General features: G+C 61.6%; 18 protein-coding genes. 10 read left to right on the plus strand and 8 right to left on the minus strand.

Annotated elements, in window-relative coordinates:
• Positions 1-114: 114 nt before the first annotated feature.
• The gene (locus tag DSM110093_RS03870) at positions 115-900 is read right to left on the minus strand and encodes an alpha/beta fold hydrolase (RefSeq protein ID WP_243266770.1); all 786 of its coding nucleotides are present in this window, start codon (positions 898-900) and stop codon (positions 115-117) included.
• Positions 901-953: 53 nt separating this feature from the next.
• Here DSM110093_RS03870 and DSM110093_RS03875 point away from each other — a divergent pair, with 53 nt between their 5' ends.
• On the plus strand, positions 954-1,328 hold the full coding sequence (locus DSM110093_RS03875) for a hypothetical protein (RefSeq protein WP_243266771.1): 375 nt from the start codon (positions 954-956) through the stop codon (positions 1,326-1,328).
• A gap of 19 nt (positions 1,329-1,347) precedes the next feature.
• On the opposite strand, the gene DSM110093_RS03880 is transcribed toward DSM110093_RS03875, so the two are convergent.
• Positions 1,348-1,746: a cupin domain-containing protein gene (locus DSM110093_RS03880; RefSeq protein ID WP_243266772.1), complete on the minus strand. Its 399-nt coding sequence runs from the start codon at positions 1,744-1,746 to the stop codon at positions 1,348-1,350.
• Between the two features lie 282 nt (positions 1,747-2,028).
• Positions 2,029-3,306, minus strand: coding sequence for a serine hydroxymethyltransferase (gene glyA / locus DSM110093_RS03885; protein ID WP_243266773.1), 1,278 nt, complete (start codon positions 3,304-3,306; stop codon positions 2,029-2,031).
• Positions 3,307-3,488: 182 nt separating this feature from the next.
• Here glyA and DSM110093_RS03890 point away from each other — a divergent pair, with 182 nt between their 5' ends.
• Together DSM110093_RS03890 and DSM110093_RS03895 are read left to right on the plus strand one after the other, a co-directional pair.
• Complete coding sequence (locus DSM110093_RS03890; RefSeq protein WP_243266774.1) at positions 3,489-4,250, plus strand: NAD kinase; 762 nt, start codon at positions 3,489-3,491, stop codon at positions 4,248-4,250.
• 141 nt (positions 4,251-4,391) lie between these two features.
• Positions 4,392-4,589: a CsbD family protein gene (locus DSM110093_RS03895; RefSeq protein WP_243266775.1), complete on the plus strand. Its 198-nt coding sequence runs from the start codon at positions 4,392-4,394 to the stop codon at positions 4,587-4,589.
• 70 nt (positions 4,590-4,659) lie between these two features.
• On the opposite strand, the gene DSM110093_RS03900 is transcribed toward DSM110093_RS03895, so the two are convergent.
• From DSM110093_RS03900 to DSM110093_RS03910, 3 genes are all read right to left on the minus strand, one after another.
• A complete protein-coding gene (locus DSM110093_RS03900; protein ID WP_243266776.1) occupies positions 4,660-5,901 on the minus strand; it encodes a saccharopine dehydrogenase family protein in 1,242 nt (413 codons plus the stop codon).
• A gap of 19 nt (positions 5,902-5,920) precedes the next feature.
• The gene (locus tag DSM110093_RS03905) at positions 5,921-7,015 is read right to left on the minus strand and encodes a carboxynorspermidine decarboxylase (protein WP_243266777.1); all 1,095 of its coding nucleotides are present in this window, start codon (positions 7,013-7,015) and stop codon (positions 5,921-5,923) included.
• 227 nt (positions 7,016-7,242) lie between these two features.
• Positions 7,243-9,135 carry a propionyl-CoA synthetase gene (locus DSM110093_RS03910; RefSeq protein WP_243266778.1) on the minus strand — a complete coding sequence of 631 codons (1,893 nt, stop codon included), beginning with the start codon at positions 9,133-9,135 and terminating at the stop codon, positions 7,243-7,245.
• Between the two features lie 189 nt (positions 9,136-9,324).
• Between DSM110093_RS03910 and DSM110093_RS03915 the strand changes: the two genes are divergently transcribed.
• Positions 9,325-10,086 (plus strand): MipA/OmpV family protein, encoded by a 762-nt coding sequence (locus DSM110093_RS03915; RefSeq protein ID WP_243266779.1) that lies wholly within the window; start codon positions 9,325-9,327, stop codon positions 10,084-10,086.
• A gap of 142 nt (positions 10,087-10,228) precedes the next feature.
• Positions 10,229-10,339 (plus strand): malic enzyme, encoded by a 111-nt coding sequence (locus DSM110093_RS03920; protein WP_067267274.1) that lies wholly within the window; start codon positions 10,229-10,231, stop codon positions 10,337-10,339.
• Positions 10,340-10,391: 52 nt separating this feature from the next.
• Here DSM110093_RS03920 and DSM110093_RS03925 read toward each other — a convergent pair whose 3' ends face one another.
• Positions 10,392-12,665: a phosphate acyltransferase gene (locus DSM110093_RS03925; protein ID WP_243266780.1), complete on the minus strand. Its 2,274-nt coding sequence runs from the start codon at positions 12,663-12,665 to the stop codon at positions 10,392-10,394.
• Positions 12,666-12,854: 189 nt separating this feature from the next.
• Here DSM110093_RS03925 and DSM110093_RS03930 point away from each other — a divergent pair, with 189 nt between their 5' ends.
• The 5 genes from DSM110093_RS03930 to DSM110093_RS03950 all read left to right on the plus strand — a co-directional run bounded on the left by DSM110093_RS03930 (position 12,855) and on the right by DSM110093_RS03950 (position 17,985).
• On the plus strand, positions 12,855-13,247 hold the full coding sequence (locus tag DSM110093_RS03930) for a cytidine deaminase (RefSeq protein ID WP_243266781.1): 393 nt from the start codon (positions 12,855-12,857) through the stop codon (positions 13,245-13,247).
• A gap of 4 nt (positions 13,248-13,251) precedes the next feature.
• Positions 13,252-14,556, plus strand: coding sequence for a thymidine phosphorylase (locus DSM110093_RS03935; protein ID WP_243266782.1), 1,305 nt, complete (start codon positions 13,252-13,254; stop codon positions 14,554-14,556).
• Positions 14,556-15,746, plus strand: a complete 1,191-nt coding sequence (locus DSM110093_RS03940) for a phosphopentomutase (protein WP_243266783.1) — start codon at positions 14,556-14,558, stop codon at positions 15,744-15,746. The genes DSM110093_RS03935 and DSM110093_RS03940 overlap by 1 nt, the downstream gene beginning before the upstream one ends.
• A gap of 70 nt (positions 15,747-15,816) precedes the next feature.
• On the plus strand, positions 15,817-16,458 hold the full coding sequence (gene upp, locus DSM110093_RS03945) for a uracil phosphoribosyltransferase (RefSeq protein ID WP_243266784.1): 642 nt from the start codon (positions 15,817-15,819) through the stop codon (positions 16,456-16,458).
• Between the two features lie 87 nt (positions 16,459-16,545).
• On the plus strand, positions 16,546-17,985 hold the full coding sequence (locus tag DSM110093_RS03950; protein ID WP_243266785.1) for an SPOR domain-containing protein: 1,440 nt from the start codon (positions 16,546-16,548) through the stop codon (positions 17,983-17,985).
• A gap of 75 nt (positions 17,986-18,060) precedes the next feature.
• Here the strand turns inward: DSM110093_RS03950 and DSM110093_RS03955 are convergent, their stop codons facing one another.
• On the minus strand, positions 18,061-19,074 hold the full coding sequence (locus DSM110093_RS03955; RefSeq protein ID WP_243266786.1) for a hypothetical protein: 1,014 nt from the start codon (positions 19,072-19,074) through the stop codon (positions 18,061-18,063).
• Positions 19,075-19,108: the final 34 nt, after the last annotated feature.

Below are 19,108 nucleotides of genomic sequence, written 5' to 3' on the forward strand. Positions count from 1 at the left end.
AAGGCGGCTGCGGCTGCAAGGGGGGAATGGCCCTGACGGCCTGAGAAATAAGGGTCGCGCTGTGGCTTCAACCGCTAAGGGTAGCGTTTTAGTGCTTCTAGGGGGCTGATTGGATCAGCTTGGCAGGGCGGAACGTTCGGTATCAAGGAAAATGCGCAGTGTCGCCTCGAACTCGCGGGGTTTTTCGGCGTGGAGCCAATGGCCCGCGCCGGGAATTTTGGCAAAGCGTGCTTGCGGGAACAGCGCCTTGATCGGCTCACGGTGTTCGGTGCGCACGTAATCTGACGCGCCGCCCGATAGAAAAAGTGTAGAGCCGTCAAACTGACCGCTGACATCTTCGGGCCAGCCGATAATCTTGGGCATCTCTGCCTCTAGCGTATCAAGGTTCAGCCGCCAGCGTTTGCCCGGCACGTCGAGCGATTGGGTGAAAAAGCTCTGCAACGCGCGTTCAACCCCGGCGTCAGCCAGTTGCGCCTCGGCGTCCGAACGGCGCTCGACCGTGCTGAGTTCCACGCCGCGCATGGCGTCGATGAACATCTGTTGTGTGTGGCCATAGGTGACGGGGGCGATATCTGCGATGATCACACGGCGCAGCAATTCGGGGCGGGTGAGTGCCAGCATCATCACCGCCTTGCCGCCCATAGAGTGGCCGCAAATGTCCACCGGACCGCCAAGATGGGTGATCACCTCGGCCAGATCCTGCGCCATCTCGGGATAGCTATGGGTGTCGTGATGTGGGCTGCTGCCGTGGTTGCGCATGTCCACCGTCACCACGCGGCGGCTGTCCGCGAGGCGTTTGGCGATGACACCCCAGTTGCGGCCAGAGCCGTATAGTCCATGAACGATGAACAGGGTCGGGCGGTCGGCGGCGGCTTCGCCATATTCGGTGTAATTCAACATGCGGTCAAATTACGGGCATTGCAGGCCGGGGACCAGAGCGATTAGATGCGCCCATGATTGACCGCCAAGATTTCGACACCCGCGCCGAGGCGCTGCGCCCCTTGTTCGAGGATAGGCTGCGCATCAAAGCCCGCGATCTGCGTGAGGCTTTTCACCGTGCCGGGCCGGAACTGCCGCGCGGCATTCGTGGCGATGGCGTGTTGTTGGGCAAGACCGAACATCTGGTCGCCAATCCCCATATCGCCCGTCAATTGGAGGATGCCCCTGTTTCGGCGGCATTCAATCGGGTTACGGCCCATTTGAAAAAGATCGATCCTAAAGCCCGGCGGCGCGGGATTATCTTGGATCGCTTGGCAGGGATCGCCTTCAACATTCTCGTGGTCATCGTGGGTTTTGTGATCTGGCTTTGGTGGCGCGGCTACGTTTAAGCCGCCGCGCCATTAAGGCTTAGGACGGATCGTAGTCTTCGTCCGTCACTTTTTCCATCCATTCGACGGCTTCGCCAACCTGCGCTTCTTGCATTGCAATGTGGGTCATGGCGCTGTCAGGCGCGGCTCCGTGCCAGTGCTTTTCACCCGCACCGAACCAAACGACATCGCCTTTGTTAAGCGTCTGCATCGGGCTGCCTTCGGTCTGGGCGCGGCCTGTGCCTTCGGTGACGACCAGCGTCTGGCCCAGTGGGTGCACATGCCATGCGGTGCGCGCGCCGGGTTGGAAGGTGACAGTCGCGGCACGCAGGCGTGCAGGAGCGGGGGCCGAGATCAGCGGGGCCATCTCGACCTCTCCGGTGAAGTAATCTTCGGGGCCGGGTTCAGAGGGGCGGCTGCCTTTAGGGTGAATAATCATGCGGTTCTCCTTTGCAGAAGAATGTGGCGCGGGGAGGGGGGAGCGGCAAGGGGAAGCATGACAGTTCATCAGAGGGCAGCGCCGGACTGCGGGTGGGCACCAGCACGGGAGTTGATACCACTTAATTTCTCAAGTTTGATGTGAGGGTGATTTGGTGCGTTTCGTCGCAAAAGCGCCCGCCCATGGGCCGGTCGGGCGCTGCCCGGCGGCGCGGGGCGCCTTGTTTCCGGGCAAAGACATTCCATAAAAAAGGCCCCCGCATTGCTGCGAGGGCCGAATTGCTTACAGGTTCGGATACATGGGGAAACGCTGGCACAGCGCTTCGACCTCGGCTTTCACCTTGGCCTCGACCTCGGCATTGCCATCCGCACCATTGGCCGCAAGCCCATCGACCACTTCGATGATCCAATCCGCGATCTGTCGGAATTCGGCTTCGCCAAAGCCACGTGTGGTCCCAGCAGGGGAGCCCAAACGGATGCCCGAAGTCACCATCGGCTTTTCCGGATCAAACGGCACGCCGTTCTTGTTGCAGGTGATATGCGCCCGGCCCAGAGCCTTCTCGGTGTCGTTGCCTTTGACACCCTTAGGGCGCAGATCAACCAGCACCACATGGGTGTCGGTGCCGTGGGTCACTGTATCTAGCCCACCTTTGATCAACTGATCCGAAAGCGCCTGCGCGTTGGCGATGACCTGCTTGGCATAGTCTTTGAAGCCGGGCTCCAGCGCTTCGCCAAAGGCCACGGCCTTGGCCGCGATCACATGCATCAGGGGGCCGCCCTGAATGCCGGGGAAAATGGCGGAGTTGATCTTTTTCGAGATCGCTTCGTCATTGGTGAGGATCATGCCGCCGCGCGGGCCGCGCAGGGTTTTGTGTGTCGTGGTGGTAGCCACATGCGCATGCGGGAAGGGGGAGGGGTGCTCACCCGCCGCCACGAGGCCCGCGAAATGCGCCATGTCGACCAACAGATAGGCCCCTACGCCGTCGGCAATCTCACGCATCTTGGCAAAGTCGATCTGGCGCGGGATGGCGGAGCCGCCGGCGATGATCATCTTGGGTTTATGCTCAGCCGCCAGTTCGGCGACTTGATCATAGTCCAGCAGGTTGTCCTGCTTGCGCACACCGTATTGCACAGCGTTGAACCACTTGCCGGATTGGTTCGGCTTGGCCCCGTGGGTCAGGTGACCCCCGGCATCAAGGCTCATGCCCAGAATGGTATCGCCGGGTTGCAACAGCGCGGTAAAGACACCTTGGTTCGCTTGGCTGCCCGAATTCGGCTGCACGTTCGCGAATTGGCAGTCGAACAGCTTGCAAGCACGCTCAATCGCGAGGTTCTCGGCCACGTCGACATGCTCGCATCCGCCATAATACCGACGGCCCGGATAGCCTTCGGCGTATTTGTTGGTCATGATGCTGCCCTGCGCCTCAAGCACCGCAGCAGAGACGATATTCTCGCTGGCGATCAATTCGATCTCGTCGCGCTGGCGGCCCAGTTCGGCATCAATCGCAGCGGCAAGCGCCGGATCGGAATCAGCAAGAGATTTGGTGAAGAAATCGGACATCAGGGGATCCTCATTGGGGCTGGTTTCGCGTGTTGCCTATCGGAAACGCGGCCTAAGGTGAAGGCTGTAAACCGACCATGTGCAAGATATGTGCGTCACCACTGGTGGCGTACGGAATAATGTGATTGTTTTGGCCCCAAACGCCGATGATCGGAAACTTTGCCCCGAGTGAGCTTGCTGACATGTCCCTAAAGATCGCCTTTGTGGCCAGCCGCGCCACCGTGGCCCAGACAGCGCGTGCCGCCCTGATCGGCCGATACGGCGATGTGTCGATGCGTCAGGCCGATGTGATTGTGGCTTTGGGGGGGGATGGGTTCATGTTGCATACGTTGCACAGCACCCAAGAACTCGACGCGCCAGTTTATGGGATGAACCGCGGCACCATCGGCTTTTTGATGAACGCCTACCGCGAAGGGGACCTGCAGGCCCGACTTGCCGCTGCCGAAGAGGCGGTGATTAACCCTTTGGTCATGCGGGCCACGCATATTGACGGCACCATCTCTACCGCGCTTGCGATCAACGAGGTATCATTGCTACGCGCTGGGCCGCAGGCGGCCAAGTTGCGGATCACGATAGATGGGCGGCAGCGGATGGAAGAGCTTGTCTGCGACGGCGCGCTGGTGGCCACGCCTGCGGGTTCTACTGCTTATAACTATTCCGCACATGGGCCGATCTTGCCGATTGGGTCGGATGTGCTGGCCCTGACCCCCATCGCCGCTTTCCGCCCGCGCCGTTGGCGGGGGGCATTGTTGCCCAAACGCGCGACGGTGCGTTTCGATGTGCAAGAAGCTGAAAAACGCCCCGTTATGGCGGATGCCGACGGACAGTCACACCGTGATGTAACGACGGTCGAAGTGGCGTCTGACCCAGAGATTACCCACCGCATATTGTTCGATCCCGGTCACGGATTGGAAGAGCGGTTGATCTCGGAACAGTTCAACTAAACATCGCTCAGCCTCCTGCTCTAGGGTATGGCACCTTTCCGCTGCACAGATAATCCTTAGGAACTCAGGCTTCGCGTTAGCGTTGTACCCACAAGAGCGGGACAATCCCGCATCTTCACAGCCTATGAAAGGAGACCTGCAATGAATTGGGACCGTATCGAAGGCAATTGGAAACAGATGACCGGCGCCGTGAAGTCGCAATGGGGCGATCTGACCGACGATGAAATCGCCGAAGCCCGCGGCAACCGCGAGCAGTTGGTGGGCAAGATCCAAGAACGTTATGGTGTGGCCAAGGATGAGGCAGAGCGACAAGTCGATGACTTCGCTGCAAAGCACTGAATTCTTGAAGATGAATTGGAAAAGGCGACCCCGTGGGGTCGCCTTTTTGCGTTTGAAATGCGCTACGGCCTCATGCTTCGTGCCACGCGCGATCACCTTTGCCGTCTTTCACACGGGTCGGTAGGCCGATGTCATCAAGCAGGCCGAACAGCGGCTTGGGGTCCAGTTCTTCGACATTGACCATGGTGCCGCCGTCATAGGTACCATCGGCGATCAGCATCGCAAAGGCCACGGGCGGCACACCTGCGGTGTAGGAAATGCCTTGGCTGCCGACCTCGTTATAGGCGTCCTTGTGATCGGCGACATTGTAGACAAAAACCTCAACCTCTTCGCCGTTCTTCACACCCTTCACCAGATCACCGATGCAGGTCTTACCGGTGTAGTTCGGCGCAAGGCTCGACGGGTCGGGGAGTACGGCCTTCACCACTTTCAGCGGCACGACCTCAAGCCCTTCGGCGGTGGTCACGGGCTGTTCGGACAGCAAGCCGAGGTTTTGCAGAACGGTGAAGACATTGATGTAGTGATCGCCAAAGCCCATCCAGAAGCGCACGTCGGCATGGGGGTAGTTCGCGGCCAGCGAATGCACCTCATCATGGCCCGACATATAGGCTTTTTGTTTGCCGACCACGGGCAGATCCCATTCGCGGCCCACTTCGAACATCTTGTTCTCTTTCCACGCGCCTTCCTGCCAGCTGTAGACCGTGCCGGTGAACTCGCGAAAGTTGATCTCAGGGTCGAAGTTGGTCGAGAAATACTTGCCGTGGTTGCCCGCGTTGATGTCGACGATGTCGATGGATTTGACCTCGTCCATGAACTCATCAACCGCGAAACGGGCGAAGGCGTTGACCATGCCCGGATCGAACCCGGCCCCGAGAATCGCGGTCACGCCTGCTTCGGCGCAGGCTTCGCGGCGCTTCCATTCGTAGTTGCCGTACCACGGCGGGGTCTCGCAGATCTTGGTCGGGTCTTCGTGGATCGCGGTGTCGATATAGGCGGCGCCGGTTTCGATGCAGGCCTGCAGCACGGTCATGTTCACGAAGGGGGAGCCCACGTTAATCACGATCTGGCAACCGGTTTCCTTGATCAGGGCGGCGACAGCGTTGGTGTCCATACCGTCGACGTCGTGCGCCTTGAATACGCCGTCCTGTTTCATCGCGCTTTTCTCATGCACGCTGGCGATGATCGCCTCGCATTTGGAAACCGTGCGACTGGCGATATGAAGCTCACCCAAACGATCATTATTCTGGGCGCATTTATGCGCCACAACCTGTGCGACGCCGCCCGCGCCGATGATAAGAACATTGCGTTTCATAGTGTTGACCTCTTTCTTGTCACGACAGGGCGGCGGCGAAATCGTCATAGTCGAAATCGCGCACCATTCGGGTGGTTCCGTCCAACTCGCGCACTGCGATGCCGGGCATTTTGACGCCATTGAACCAGTTTTTCTTGACCATCGTGTAACCGGCAGCGTCTTGGAACGAGAGGCGGTCGCCCGCCTTCAGCGGCGCGTCAAAACGGAACTCGCCAAAGATATCGCCCGCAAGGCAGGACTTGCCGCAGATCATCCATTCGTGGTCGCCGGTGTCGGGCGCGATCTCGGCCGGTTCGCGGTAGATCAACAGGTCAAGCATATGCGCCTCGATCGAGCTGTCGACGATGGCGAGGTTCTTGCCGTTGTGCATCGTGTCGAGCACGGTGACTTCCAGCGTCGCCGCCCCGGTAATCGCGGCCTCACCCGGCTCAAGGTAGACCTGCACGCCAAAGGCTTCGGCGAAGGATTTCAGCCGCAGCGCCAGATCATCAAGCGGATAGTCTGCGCCGGTGAAATGGATGCCGCCGCCAAGGCTGATCCAGTCCATTTTGTGCAGCACTTCGTCAAAGCGGTCTTCGATCAAGGTGAGCATCTCGTCGAAACGCTCGAAACTGTCGTTCTCGCAATTGTTGTGAAACATCAGCCCGGTGATCCGGTCTGCGACCGCGTCAATCGCCGCCGGGTCGTGTTCACCCAAACGGCTAAAGGGCCGCGCGGGGTCGGCCAGATCGAAGTCGGAGGTCGAGACGCCGGGGTTCACCCGCAGCCCCCGGATATGCCCGCGCGACTGCGTGTCGAATTTATCGAGCTGGCCGATGGAGTTAAAGATGATCTTATCGGCGTGGCCCAGCACCTCGTCGATCTCATGATCGGCATAGGCGACGGAATAGGCATGCGTCTCACCGGGGAATTTCTCGGAGCCCAGCCGCACCTCGTAAAGCGAGGAGGAGGTCGAGCCGTCCATATACTCCGACATAAAGTCGAACACCGACCAAGTGGCGAAACACTTGAGCGCCAGCAGGCATCGTGCGCCTGAAAGCGCGCGCAGGCGGGCGATCTTCTCCATATTGTCGCGGAGATTGGCCTTGTCGATCAGGTAATAGGGTGTCTGCACGTCGAAAACCTTTCTGCGCGGCCGAAGGGCAAGCTCCGGGAGGGAAAAGACCCACTGAATGTGCTGTCGTGGTTGGCCCCGCTGAGGGGCATTTCCGGTGGCGCTTCGCATATTTCGCGCAAGCAACGCAATTGTAAAAAAACGCGCGGGCTGGACGGCGCGCGCGTTTCCTTGGGTCTGAGTTTAGCGCCAGACCTGCAAAGGTCCACCGCCATAGGTCTGATTGGTTAGCTCTGCGGGTAGCCGATGCCTCTCAGTGCTTCGCGAATCTCGTCCAAGATTGCCGGATCGTCGATGGTTGCGGGCGGTTTGAAATCTTCTCCATCCGCTATTTTCACAACCGTTGCCCGCAGGATCTTGCCCGAGCGTGTTTTAGGCAGCCGATCCACCACGACCGCCTGCTTGAACGCCGCCACAGGGCCAATCTGCTCGCGCATACGGGCCACGCATTCCGCGACGATCTCATCATGCGAGCGGTCGACGCCTTTGGTGAGGCACAAAAGGCCCACAGGGCTTTGCCCTTTAAGCTCATCGCTCACCCCAACAACGGCGCATTCGGCCACATCGGGGTGGCCCGCCAAAACCTCTTCCATCGCCCCGGTCGACAGGCGGTGGCCCGCGACGTTGATTACGTCATCGGTGCGCGCCATGATCCAGACATAGCCGTCTTCATCAATCCGGCCCGCATCGCCTGTCTCATAATAGCCGGGGAAGGTGGTGAGGTAAGATTTGCGAAAGCGGTCTTCGGCGTTCCACAGGCCGGGCAGGGTGCCGGGAGGCAGGGGGAGCTTGATGGCAATCGCGCCCAACTCTCCGGCAGGGAGCGGTTCGCCCCGCTCATCAAGGATTTGCACGTCATAGCCCGGCATCGGCACGGTGGGAGAGCCGACCTTGACCGGCAGCGTTTCAAGCCCTGCGGGGTTGCCAACGATGGTAAAGCCGGTTTCGGTCTGCCACCAGTGATCGTAGACCGGCTTGCCCAGCTTTTCTTGCGCCCATTCGACGGTATCCGGATCGGCCCGTTCCCCCGCGAGGTAAAGCGCGCGAAGGCTCGACAGATCGTATTTCTTGATCTCTTCGCCCTTGGGGTCTTCGCGTTTTACGGCGCGGATTGCGGTGGGGGCGGTGAAGAAGCTCGACACCCCATGCTCTTCGATCACCCGCCAGAAGGTACCCGCATCGGGGGTGCCCACGGGCTTGCCCTCGAACACCACGGTGGTGTTGCCCGCGATCAGCGGGGCGTAGCAGATATAGCTGTGGCCCACGACCCAGCCCACGTCCGACGCGGCCCAGAACACCTCTCCCGGTTCCACGTTATAGATGTTCTTCATCGTCCAGTTCAGCGCCACCAGATGCCCCGCTGTGGGGCGCACCACGCCTTTAGGCGCGCCGGTGGTGCCGGAGGTGTAAAGGATATAGGCTGGGTGGTTCCCCTCAACGGGGACGCAGGGCGCGGGACGCACGCCGTCTTGGGCGGCGTACCAGTCGATGTCCCGCTCGGGGTTCAGCTCACAGGGTTTCTGGCCGCGTTGCAGGATGATGCAGGTGTCAGGCTTATGCGTGGCCTGTTCGATGGCCCCGTCCAGCAAGGGTTTGTAATCCACCACGCGCGACGGTTCGACCCCGCAAGAGGCCGCGATGATCGCCTTGGGTTTGCAATCGTCGATCCGCACTGCCAGCTCGCTTGAGGCAAAGCCGCCAAAGACCACCGAATGGATCGCGCCAATCCGCGCGCAGGCCAGCATTGCCTCAACCGCTTCGGGGACCATGGGCATATAGATCACCACGCGGTCGCCTTTTTCTACGCCTTGGGCCACCAAAGCACCGGCGAGCGACGCGACATGGCCCTGCAATTCGCTATAGGTAAGGGTCGATTTATTGCCGGTGATCGGGCTGTCATAGATGATCGCCACGCGCTTGCCGTTGCCCTGCTCCACATGGCGGTCCACGGCGTTGTAGCAGGTGTTTACGCTCGCATCCGCGAACCACTCATAGAGATGCTCGCCCCGGTCAAACAGCGCGCGCGTCGGCGCGATGTCCCAGTCGATCGCCTCTGCCTGTTCCAGCCAATAGGCTTCCGGATCGGCCTGCCAGCGGTCGTAGGTGTCGCGGTATCCCATGGTGTTCCTCCTCCTGTTGCGCGGTGCGGCAAACCCGCGGGCCGGGTATAGCTGTACTGACGCGCAAATATTTCCAGCCACTCTGGCCGCTTAGAAAGAATTCGGCAAGCGTATCGCTATTGTTCCTGTCAGTTAGAGCGCGTCATGCTAGATTGCCCTGAAACCCTATTACCTTTGGAGCCTGCCCACATGCGCCTCGCCATTTCTCTGCCCCTTGCTTCTTGTCTCGCTCTGGTTGCCGCGCTGCCGGTGGCGGCGCAGGACCGTTCATTCAACTTCGCACTGCGCGGCGGGGTGGGGGCGGCACCTGATTATCCGGGCGCCAGCAGCTACCGCGCGACGCCTGATTTGGCCTTTACCTTCGGCTCGCTCGAATGGGGCGGGCGCAAGATCGGCACCAACATCGGCGAAGCGCCTAAAACCGGTTTCGGCTTTACCGGCGCGTTTCGGTATCTGGGCGAACGTGACAGTTCCGATCACTCGGAACTGGCGGGGCTTGAGGATATCGACGCTGCGGTCGAACTGGGCTTTGGCGTGGTCTACCGCGAAGTGAACTGGCAAGTCTTCGGCAAGGTGCGCCGCGGGTTTGGCGGGCATGAGGGTGTGACCGGTGACATCGGCGCTGACGTGATCTTCCGCCCCGATGAGCGTTGGACCATCACCGCAGGCCCGCGTTTCAGCCTTGGCAATGACACCTATGCCGACACCTACTTCGGCGTCGACACGGCCACACCGACCTTGGCGGCCTATGAGGCCGATGGCGGTCTGCTGGGGGCGGGCTTCGAGGTCGAGGCGACCTACCGTCTGGATGAGGCATGGGCGCTTGAGGGGGCCGTGGCCTATCAACGCCTGCTGAATGATGCCGGTGACAGCCCGATCACGCAGGCCGGTTCTGATGATCAATGGACCATGCGCTTTGGTGTGAGCCGCGCGTTTAACTGGCGGTTCTAAGCGACATTGCGCCGCCTCTCGGGGCGGCGCGCCTTTTGCGACATCATGGTCGAAAACGGATCAGCGCGGGCACGAGTTTTTGTCATGATGAGGGCAGGCGCGGCATGAGGCCAGCGCCCCTCGCATGACAAAGGGCCCGACCATGGGTGACAAAATCGGCAATAAGAAGAAGCAAGCCAAGGCCGCGGCAAAACCCGCCGCCAAGGCCCCGTCCTCCGTCGCGGACATCAAGCCCGCCACGCCCCGTAAATAAACCTATCCCCGCAGCGCCGTCCCCCGAAGGGGGCGGCGTTTTGCTTGGGGGCTTAGCCGTAATGCGCGACCGGGGTGCCCGCGATGGCACCCACATTAAGCAGTCCGCGCGCGGTGATTGAGGGCGAGACGATATGCGCCCGGTTGCCCATCCCCATCAGGATCGGCCCGACCTCAAGCCCATCACCCTTCATTTTCAAAATGTTGCGCACGCCCGAGGCGGCGTCGGCATGGGCGAAGACCAGCACATTGGCGGCCCCTTCCATCCGGTTGCAAGGCAGTAGCCGCGCGCGCAACTCGGCATCAAGCGCGGTGTCGATGTTCATCTCGCCTTCATAAACGAAATCATGGTTGCCCGCGTCGAGGATTTGCAGCGCCGCGCGCAGGCGCTTGCCCGACCCTTCGCCCTGATTGCCAAACTGGCTTTGCGAACACAGCGCGACTTTTGGCTCAATACCGAAACGCCTCACATGACGCGCGGCCCCAATGGCGATCTCGGCGATCTGTTCGGGGGTGGGGTGCAGGTTCACTTGGGTGTCCGCGATGAACAGCGGCCCGTCTTCGAGAATCATCATCGAAAGCGCGCCATGCGGTCGGAAACCGTCGCGGCCCAGCACCTGATTGACGTAATTAAGATGCCAGCCAAACTCGCCAAAGGTGCCGCAGATCAGGCTGTCGGCCTCTCCGCGATGCACCATGACTGCGCCGATGGCGGTGGTGTTGGTGCGCATGATCGCCCGCGCGATGTCGGGGCTGACGCCGCGGCGGCACATCAGGCTGTGATAGGTCTCCCAATAGTCGCGGTAGCGGGGGTCGTTCTCGGGGTTCACCAGATCGACGTTTTGGCCCAGTTGCAGGTTCAACCCGGCCTTTTCGATGCGCCGTTCGATCACTTCGGGGCGGCCAATCAGAATGGGCCGTTCCACCGTCTCTTCGATGATCGCTTGGGCGGCGCGCAGCACGCGTTCGTCCTCGCCTTCGGCAAAGACCAGACGGCGGGGAGAGGAGCGGGCGGATTCAAAGACCGGGCGCATGATCAGCGCCGATTTGAACACCGATCCATCTAGTTTGCGTTTATAGACGTCGAGGTCTTCAATGGGCCGCGCGGCCACGCCCGTCTCCATCGCGGCCTTGGCCACGGCAGAGGATACCACGCCGATGAGGCGTGGATCGAAGGGTTTCGGGATCAGATATTCCGCGCCAAAGGTCAGCTGTTCGCCTTGATAGGCCGCTGCCGCCTCGGCGCTTGTCGTGGCGCGGGCGAGGGCGGCGATACCGTCGATACAGGCGATTTTCATCTCGTCGTTGATCGTGGTCGCGCCCACATCTAACGCGCCCCGGAAGATGAAGGGGAAGCAGAGCACGTTGTTGACCTGATTGGGAAAATCGCTGCGGCCTGTGGCGATGATCGCGTCCGGTGCCACGGCGCGGGCCAGATCGGGCAGGATTTCGGGCGTGGGGTTCGCCAGCGCAAAAATGATCGGGCGCTTGGCCATTTTCGCGACCATTTCAGGCGCCAGCACACCGGGGCCGGAGAGGCCGAGGAAGAGGTCCGCCCCGTCGATCACATCGTCCAGCGTGCGCAGATCGGACCTCTGCGCATATTCCGCTTTGCTGGGGTTCATATCCTCGGTCCGGTCCTCATAGACCAGCCCGTTGATGTCGCACAGCCAGACGTTTTCACGCTTCACGCCGAGTTTCAGCAGCATGTTGAGGCAGGCGATCCCCGCCGCCCCGCCACCGGTCGAGACGATCTTGATGTCCTCGAACTTTTTGCCCGCGACATGCAGCGCGTTTTTCGCAGCGGCGCCGACGACGATGGCGGTGCCGTGTTGGTCATCGTGGAAAACGGGGATGTTCATCCGCTCACGGCAGATTTTCTCGACAACGAAACAATCGGGGGCCTTGATGTCTTCGAGGTTGATCGCGCCGAAGCTCGGCTCCATCGCGCAGACGATCTCGGCCAGTTTTTCGGGGTCGGCTTGGTCAAGTTCGATGTCAAAGCAGTCAATGTTGGCGAATTTCTTGAAGAGCACGGCTTTGCCCTCCATCACCGGTTTGGAGGCCAGCGCGCCGATATTGCCCAGCCCCAGTACCGCGGTGCCATTGGTGACCACGGCCACCAGATTGCCGCGCGAAGTGTAGCGGGCGGCGGTGTCGGGGTCGTTCTTTATCTCAATACAAGCCTCGGCCACGCCGGGCGAATAGGCGCGCGCCAGATCGCGGCCATTGGCCAGCGGTTTTGTGGCGCGCACCTCAAGTTTGCCGGGGCGCGGGTGTTCGTGGTAATCCAATGCTGCTTGGCGCAAGTTGGGGGTGTCGGACATCGTTTGTGCTTCTCCCGAATAATGGTTTAGCGTTAAACTAATTTTTGCGCGCAAGCAAAGCGGCATTTGGATTAGATGGTCATCGGCCCGTGTCTACGTGATACCTAGATTAACCGCCGTGCGTGACGCGGCGTTTTCCATCGCACTGGGTGGGGCAATTTTCTATACTCGCTCCAAAGGGAGATATTCATGACTGATTTGCGCGAAGTGGCTGTGTTGGTGCGGGAAAATGCCCATGCGCCTTATTCGAATTTCAAGGTTGGCGCGGCGATCCGCACGGCGTCGGGCGCGGTGTTCAGCGGCTGCAACGTCGAAAACGTCGCCTACCCGCAGGGCACCTGTGCCGAAGCCGGAGCGATTGCTGCGATGGTCGCGGCGGGCGAGCGTGAGATCGCCGAAGTCTATGTGGTGGCGGGCAGTGATCTGCCAGTCACGCCCTGCGGGGGCTGCCGTCAAAAGCTGGCAGAGTTTTCGGGCGGTGCGGTATCGGTGACGATGGCGACCGTGGCGGGCAAAGAGCAGCAGATGACCATGGGCGAACTGCTGCCGGGGGCCTTTGGTGTCGCCCATATGCAAGGTTAAACCCATGAGCGCGCGGAATATTCTGGCGCGGCTGCGCCACGGCGAGGTGTTGGACACCGATGCGCTGTCTTGGATGGCGGGTGCATTGGCAGATGGTAGGGTCAGCGACGCGCAGGCCGGGGCGTTTGCCATGGGCATCTGCCTTAATGGCTTGGATGAACCGGGCCGCGTTGCGCTGACGCTGGCGATGCGCGATTCGGGGCGGGTGCTGGCGTGGGATTTGGACGGCCCTGTGCTCGACAAGCACTCCACCGGGGGCGTGGGCGATTGCGTATCGCTGATCCTTGCGCCGGCGCTGGCGGCCTGCGGGGCCTATGTGCCGATGATCTCGGGCCGGGGTTTGGGCCACACGGGCGGTACGCTTGATAAGCTAGAGGCGATCCCCGGCGTCAGCACACAGCTGGAAGAACGGCAATTTCGCGCGGTCGTGCGGGACGTGGGCTGCGCCATTGTCAGCGCGAGCGGCGACATTGCCCCAGCAGACCGTCGGCTCTACGCGGTGCGGGATGTGACCTCGACCGTGGATTCGCTCGATTTGATTACCGCGTCGATCCTGTCAAAGAAGCTCGCGGCGGGGCTGGACGGGCTGGTGCTGGACGTGAAGGTTGGCAGCGGTGCGTTCATGAAAGATTTGGCTGAGGCGCGCGCCTTGGCCCAAGCGCTAAGCCGCACGGCAACGGCGGCGGGCTGCCCGACCACGGCAATCATCAGCGACATGAACCAGCCGTTGGTGCCAAGCCTAGGCAACGCGCTGGAGGTGGCCGAGGTGATGCGGGTTCTGACTGGCCTTACATCGGGGCCGATTCTTGATGTGACCGTTGAACTTGGTGGCGGTTTGTTGGCCAGCGGTGGTTTGGCGGCGACTGCGGAAGCGGGAGCAGAGGCTCTGCGTGCGGCAGTCGCCGATGGTCGCGCGCTTGACCATTTTGTGCGGATGCTGAGCGCCATGGGTGCGCCCGCAAATTTTGCTGAAGAGTGGCAGCGCGTTCTGCCCGAAGCCCCCGTAATTCGCGCCGTGCCTGCGCCGCGTGATGGTTATATCAGCGCGATCGACGGGGCAGCGCTTGGCATGGCGGTGGTTAACCTTGGCGGGGGCCGGGTGGTCGAGGCGGATCAGATCGATCCTGCCGTGGGCCTATCGGAAGTACTGCGTTTGGGGGATCAGGTGCGAGCAGGCCAGCCGCTGGCGATGATCCACGCCGCGCGGCCAGAGGCTGCGGATACGGCAAAGGCAGCAGTCTTGGCGGCGATCACATTGGGCGACACGCCGGTTAAAGTACCGGATTTGATCTTGGAGAGGATCGGTTGATGGGACGTGCATTCTTGGTCGTGATCGACTCGGTCGGCATTGGCGGTGCGCCGGATGCGGCGGCATTCTTTAACGGCGATCTGCCCGATACCGGGGCCAACACGCTGGGACATATCGCGCAGGCCTGTGCGGCTGGTAAGGCAGAAGAGGGCCGCAGCGGGCCGCTTGCCCTGCCCAATCTTGATAGGCTGGGGCTGGGCGCTGCGCTGACGCTCGCCAGCGGGATGGACGCGCCGGGTTTGGGGGCGACACCAGAGGGGCGATGGGGCGCCGCAACGGAAATCTCGCAGGGCAAGGATACCCCTTCGGGCCATTGGGAGTTGGCGGGGTTGCCGGTGCCTTGGGCTTGGCATTACTTCCCGGATGAAACACCGGCCTTTCCAGCCGACCTGACCGAAGAGGTCGCGCGGCTGGCGGGCACCGACGGCATCTTGGGCAATTGCCACGCCTCCGGCACGGCGATCATTGAGCAGTTGGGGGCAGCGCATTGCGAAAGCGGCTGGCCGATCTGCTATACTTCCGCCGACAGTGTTTTCCAGATCGCCGCCCATGAAGAGACCTTTGGCCTCGACCGCCTGCTAAAACTTTGCGAAGACATCGCACCGCGCCTGCATGAGATGAAGGTGGGCCGTGTCATCGCGCGGCCCTTCACCGGCGAACCGGGCGCATTCCAGCGCACCGCGAACCGCCGCGACTATGCTATCACCCCGCCCAAACCCGTGCTGACCAATTGGGTGCAGAACACGGGGGGGCGGGTCTATGCGGTGGGCAAGATTGGCGACATCTTTACCATGCAAGGCATTGATGAGTTGCGCAAAGGGCCAGACCCCAAGCTAATGGAGCATCTGCATGATCTGGTGGATGAGGCCGAAGACGGCAGCCTGACCTTCGCCAATTTCGTGGAGTTCGACAGCCTTTATGGTCACCGCCGCGATGTGTCGGGCTATGCCCGCGCGTTGGAGTGGTTCGACGGTGAGATCGGCAAGGTGATCGCGGCGCTGCGCGAGGGCGATATGCTGATCGTCACAGCGGATCACGGCAATGATCCCACTTGGGCGGGCAGCGATCACACCCGCGAAAGGGTGCCGGTGCTGGTCGCCGGGACCGGGGCAGGGGAGCTGGGGCAGATCGGCTTTACCGATGTCGCCGCGCTCGTCGCCGGGCATCTGGGGGTGGAGGTGCCGCGCTAGCCGCGCAGCCTTTGCTTGCGAGCGGGGCGCTTGTGCGGCTAGAAGCGAGGCAAATAAAGGAGCCTGCCGCATGACCGATACCCCCAATCACCTGACGATCGTCGACCATCCGCTGGTGCAGCACAAGCTGACCATCATGCGCGACAAGGACACGCCCACGGCGGTGTTCCGGCAGTTGCTGCGTGAGATCAGCCAGTTGCTGGCCTATGAGGTCACGCGCGGCCTGCCGATGACGACCAAACGGGTCGAGACCCCGATGCAAGAGATGGACGCGCCAACGCTCGACGGCAAAAAGCTGGCGCTGATCTCGATCCTGCGAGCGGGCAACGGTCTGATGGATGGAGTCTTGGAACTGATCCCCTCGGCGCGGGTCGGTTTTGTCGGTCTGTATCGTGATGAAGAGACGCTGCAGCCGGTGCAGTATTACTTCAAGGTGCCCGAAGGGCTGGATGATCGTCTGGTGATCGCTGTGGACCCGATGCTCGCCACCGGCAACTCCTCGGTCGCCGCGATTGATCTGCTAAAACAGGCGGGGGCCACCAATATCATTTTCCTCTGCTTGCTTGCCTCGCCCGAAGGCGTGGCCACGATGAAGGAAGCTCATCCTGATGTACGCATCGTCACGGCATCGCTGGACGAAGCGCTGAACGAGAAGGGCTATATCATTCCGGGTCTCGGCGACGCGGGCGACCGGATGTTTGGCACCAAGTGATCCGGTAAGATCAGCAATTTAGCGCGCGGTGCTTTACTCAGGCCGCGCGCTGATGCATCGTTCTACCAGATAGTGTGGGGGCATTAGATGACACTTACCAGAAGTATTGCCATGGCAGTGATCGTGGCCGCTTTGGGCGTCGGCGGATCGCAGACGCAGGCACAAGACAGCCGCAGCCAGCCAGCCGAATTTCCGCCGTCCTCTTACAAGGGCAAGCAATATGTAGATAGCGCGGGATGTGTGTTCATCCGCGCAGGGATCGATGGCAATGTGTCATGGGTGCCGCGCATGAGCCGGGCACGGGATCAGGTCTGTGGGTTCCAGCCCACCAATGGCGCTCAAACAGCAACGGCCTCGGCGGCGAAAGCTGCCGAAACGGTTCCAGCCAGCGCCGCGCCGCCATCGGCCGAGCCGACCCGCGTCGCCGAAGCCTCTGCCGCCCCAGCAAAGATGCGCAAAGCGCCGGTCGCCCGCCCCGCACCGCAAAAAGTGGTCCGCCGTGTGGCCCCCGCACCGATTCGAACAGCCGCGCCCAAGGTCGTGCGTCAGACCGCGCCGCGCCCTGTGCCTGTGGTGCCAAGCAAACCCGTGGCTCTGGCCGCGCCAGCGCCAACTGGATTTGCCACTGCGTGTCCTGCGGCATCGCCTCTGTCGCAGCGCTATATGCGGCGCGGTGATGGGTATACCGTACGTTGTGGCCCGCAGGCCGAGCCCATTACGGGCCGCCATGCCCCCTCAGGCCCGCAGCGCGCTACGGCGCCGCAGCCCTACCGCAGTGCAGGGATGATGCCGGGTGTTGCAGGCGCTCCGGCGCGGATTGTCGCGCCTCGTGTGGTTGCTGCACCGGTTCCAAGCGCACCGCCCGCCAAAGCCGTGAGTGCAAAAACGCGGATCGTGCCGAAACATGTGGCGATCAACCGTCAGAACACCACCAACGTGAAGGTGCCGCATGGCTACAAGAAGGTCTGGGAAGACGACCGCCTGAACCCGCACCGCGCCGAGCAGACCTTGAATGGCCGTGCAGACATGCTGCTGATCTGGACCCAGACGGTGCCGCGCCGTTTGGTGAATAGGGCGACCGGGGAAGACGTGACCGCGAAAGTGCCGCTGATCTACCCCTACCTCGACATCGAAACTCAGCGTCGGAAGCTCGGGGTGGTCAAAATCGTGGAGCGCGACGGGCAGGTGGTCAAACGGGTCATCCGCTACCGCAATGCCGCGCCGGTCCATCGTGATGCACGCCCGGTTAAGGCAAAGCCGGTCTATTCCAGCCGCTCGGCCTCGGCCACGCAAACGACCTCTAAGGCGGGATATGTTCAGGTTGGTGTCTTCGGCAACCCCGCCAACGCACAGCGCGCCGCGCGTGAGATTTCAGGCATGGGATTGCCCGCCCGCATCGGCAAGCAGACTCGGGGCGGCAAGACCTACCACAGCGTTCAGGCCGGTCCCATCGCGGGCGGGTCGGTTCAATCCGCGGTCAGCCAACTGCGCCGCGCGGGCTACCGGGATGCCTACCTGCGCCGCTGAGCGAATTGAAATGACAGCAAAAGGCCAGCCGCGGCATTGCCCGGCTGGCCTTTTTTGTGAGTCTGGTAAAATTTCTTATCCGCCGCAGATATTTTGCAGCCGCAGCCAATCAGCGTCTGACAGAAGTGGCGCGGTAAGCTTGCCGTTCATCGGGTCGCCTTCGATCAGGGGCAGGGTGGTTTCGCCAGTGATGTCACGCGCGTAGGCATAGGGTTTGCTGCGCAGCTCTGCCTTGGCAAAACGCGCCAGCTGTGTGTCGACCTGCGGGTTCGCGGACGGGCGCAGCAGCAATTTTTCGGCGTAGGCGTCAAGCGCTTCGGAAGAGATATCGCCGGTGGTTAGCAGGCGGAAATTTTCGCGCAGGCCGACGGCTTCGAGCAGGGCGCGCAGCGGGTCATGTTCCATCCGCGCGACATCTTCGGTCAGCACATAGCCTGCGGCAACATCGGGTTCTTCGTGATCCTCTAGCACCGCACGATCAAGCACGATAAGGCGTCCGGGCAGATGTAGGCTGGCGCGGGTCATATCAGGTAGGATCGCCACGCGCCCAACGTCCAAACGGTTCGATAGCCGCGTTAATGCGGCACTGCCCCCGGGGCTTTCGCAGGCTGGGCCAGAGACCCGTTCGAGCCGTTTCAGCAGCGCGGTTCCAAGCGAGGCGCGTTTTACATCCGGCACGACTTTGATCGCATGATCGCGCAGCGCGCCGGGCATCCAAAACAACGCGAGTGCTGCCACCACGGCCACCGATGCCACCATGCCCACCCAACGCAAGCGGCCCGGTTTTGGACGGCTGCGGTTGATCGCGCGGCGCAGCTTTTCGATCGCTTCGATCATGTCGGTTTCGTTGTCGGGCAGCTCCAGCGTTTCGCCCGGATCACCGTCAGGATGATAGAGCGCGGGCAGTTGGCCCGTGTTGGCCCGTTCAATCGCCGCCAGCGACCAATGGGTGAGCGCTTGATCCTTGAGATCGCTGATCACCAGCGTCGCATCGCCGATAGATACGATCACCTCGCGCCGCTGCGCATCGGGCGTGGCGCGCCAAAGGCCCGTCGCTTCGAGCCGGGCGTATTTTGTCAAGGCGGTCATGGGGTTCTGCTGCGGGCCTGTCAGTTTTCGCCAC

Origin of the sequence: Sulfitobacter sp. DSM 110093 (genome assembly GCF_022788715.1) — a bacterium.
Classification (GTDB): domain Bacteria; phylum Pseudomonadota; class Alphaproteobacteria; order Rhodobacterales; family Rhodobacteraceae; genus Sulfitobacter.

What these genes read in the sequence shown, in the direction of transcription:
- DSM110093_RS03910 (WP_243266778.1), bottom strand. Translation starts at nt 9,135, where the DNA reads ATGGGATACCGCGACACCTACGACCGCTGGCAGGCCGATCCGGAAGCC.
- DSM110093_RS03875 (WP_243266771.1), top strand. Translation starts at nt 954, where the DNA reads ATGATTGACCGCCAAGATTTCGACACCCGCGCCGAGGCGCTGCGCCCC.
- DSM110093_RS03895 (WP_243266775.1), top strand. Translation starts at nt 4,392, where the DNA reads ATGAATTGGGACCGTATCGAAGGCAATTGGAAACAGATGACCGGCGCC.
- DSM110093_RS03925 (WP_243266780.1), bottom strand. Translation starts at nt 12,665, where the DNA reads ATGTCCGACACCCCCAACTTGCGCCAAGCAGCATTGGATTACCACGAA.
- DSM110093_RS03940 (WP_243266783.1), top strand. Translation starts at nt 14,556, where the DNA reads ATGGGACGTGCATTCTTGGTCGTGATCGACTCGGTCGGCATTGGCGGT.
- DSM110093_RS03880 (WP_243266772.1), bottom strand. Translation starts at nt 1,746, where the DNA reads ATGATTATTCACCCTAAAGGCAGCCGCCCCTCTGAACCCGGCCCCGAA.
- DSM110093_RS03900 (WP_243266776.1), bottom strand. Translation starts at nt 5,901, where the DNA reads ATGAAACGCAATGTTCTTATCATCGGCGCGGGCGGCGTCGCACAGGTT.
- DSM110093_RS03955 (WP_243266786.1), bottom strand. Translation starts at nt 19,074, where the DNA reads ATGACCGCCTTGACAAAATACGCCCGGCTCGAAGCGACGGGCCTTTGG.
- DSM110093_RS03915 (WP_243266779.1), top strand. Translation starts at nt 9,325, where the DNA reads ATGCGCCTCGCCATTTCTCTGCCCCTTGCTTCTTGTCTCGCTCTGGTT.
- upp (WP_243266784.1), top strand. Translation starts at nt 15,817, where the DNA reads ATGACCGATACCCCCAATCACCTGACGATCGTCGACCATCCGCTGGTG.
- DSM110093_RS03930 (WP_243266781.1), top strand. Translation starts at nt 12,855, where the DNA reads ATGACTGATTTGCGCGAAGTGGCTGTGTTGGTGCGGGAAAATGCCCAT.
- DSM110093_RS03870 (WP_243266770.1), bottom strand. Translation starts at nt 900, where the DNA reads ATGTTGAATTACACCGAATATGGCGAAGCCGCCGCCGACCGCCCGACC.
- glyA (WP_243266773.1), bottom strand. Translation starts at nt 3,306, where the DNA reads ATGTCCGATTTCTTCACCAAATCTCTTGCTGATTCCGATCCGGCGCTT.
- DSM110093_RS03950 (WP_243266785.1), top strand. Translation starts at nt 16,546, where the DNA reads ATGACACTTACCAGAAGTATTGCCATGGCAGTGATCGTGGCCGCTTTG.
- DSM110093_RS03920 (WP_067267274.1), top strand. Translation starts at nt 10,229, where the DNA reads ATGGGTGACAAAATCGGCAATAAGAAGAAGCAAGCCAAGGCCGCGGCA.
- DSM110093_RS03890 (WP_243266774.1), top strand. Translation starts at nt 3,489, where the DNA reads ATGTCCCTAAAGATCGCCTTTGTGGCCAGCCGCGCCACCGTGGCCCAG.
- DSM110093_RS03935 (WP_243266782.1), top strand. Translation starts at nt 13,252, where the DNA reads ATGAGCGCGCGGAATATTCTGGCGCGGCTGCGCCACGGCGAGGTGTTG.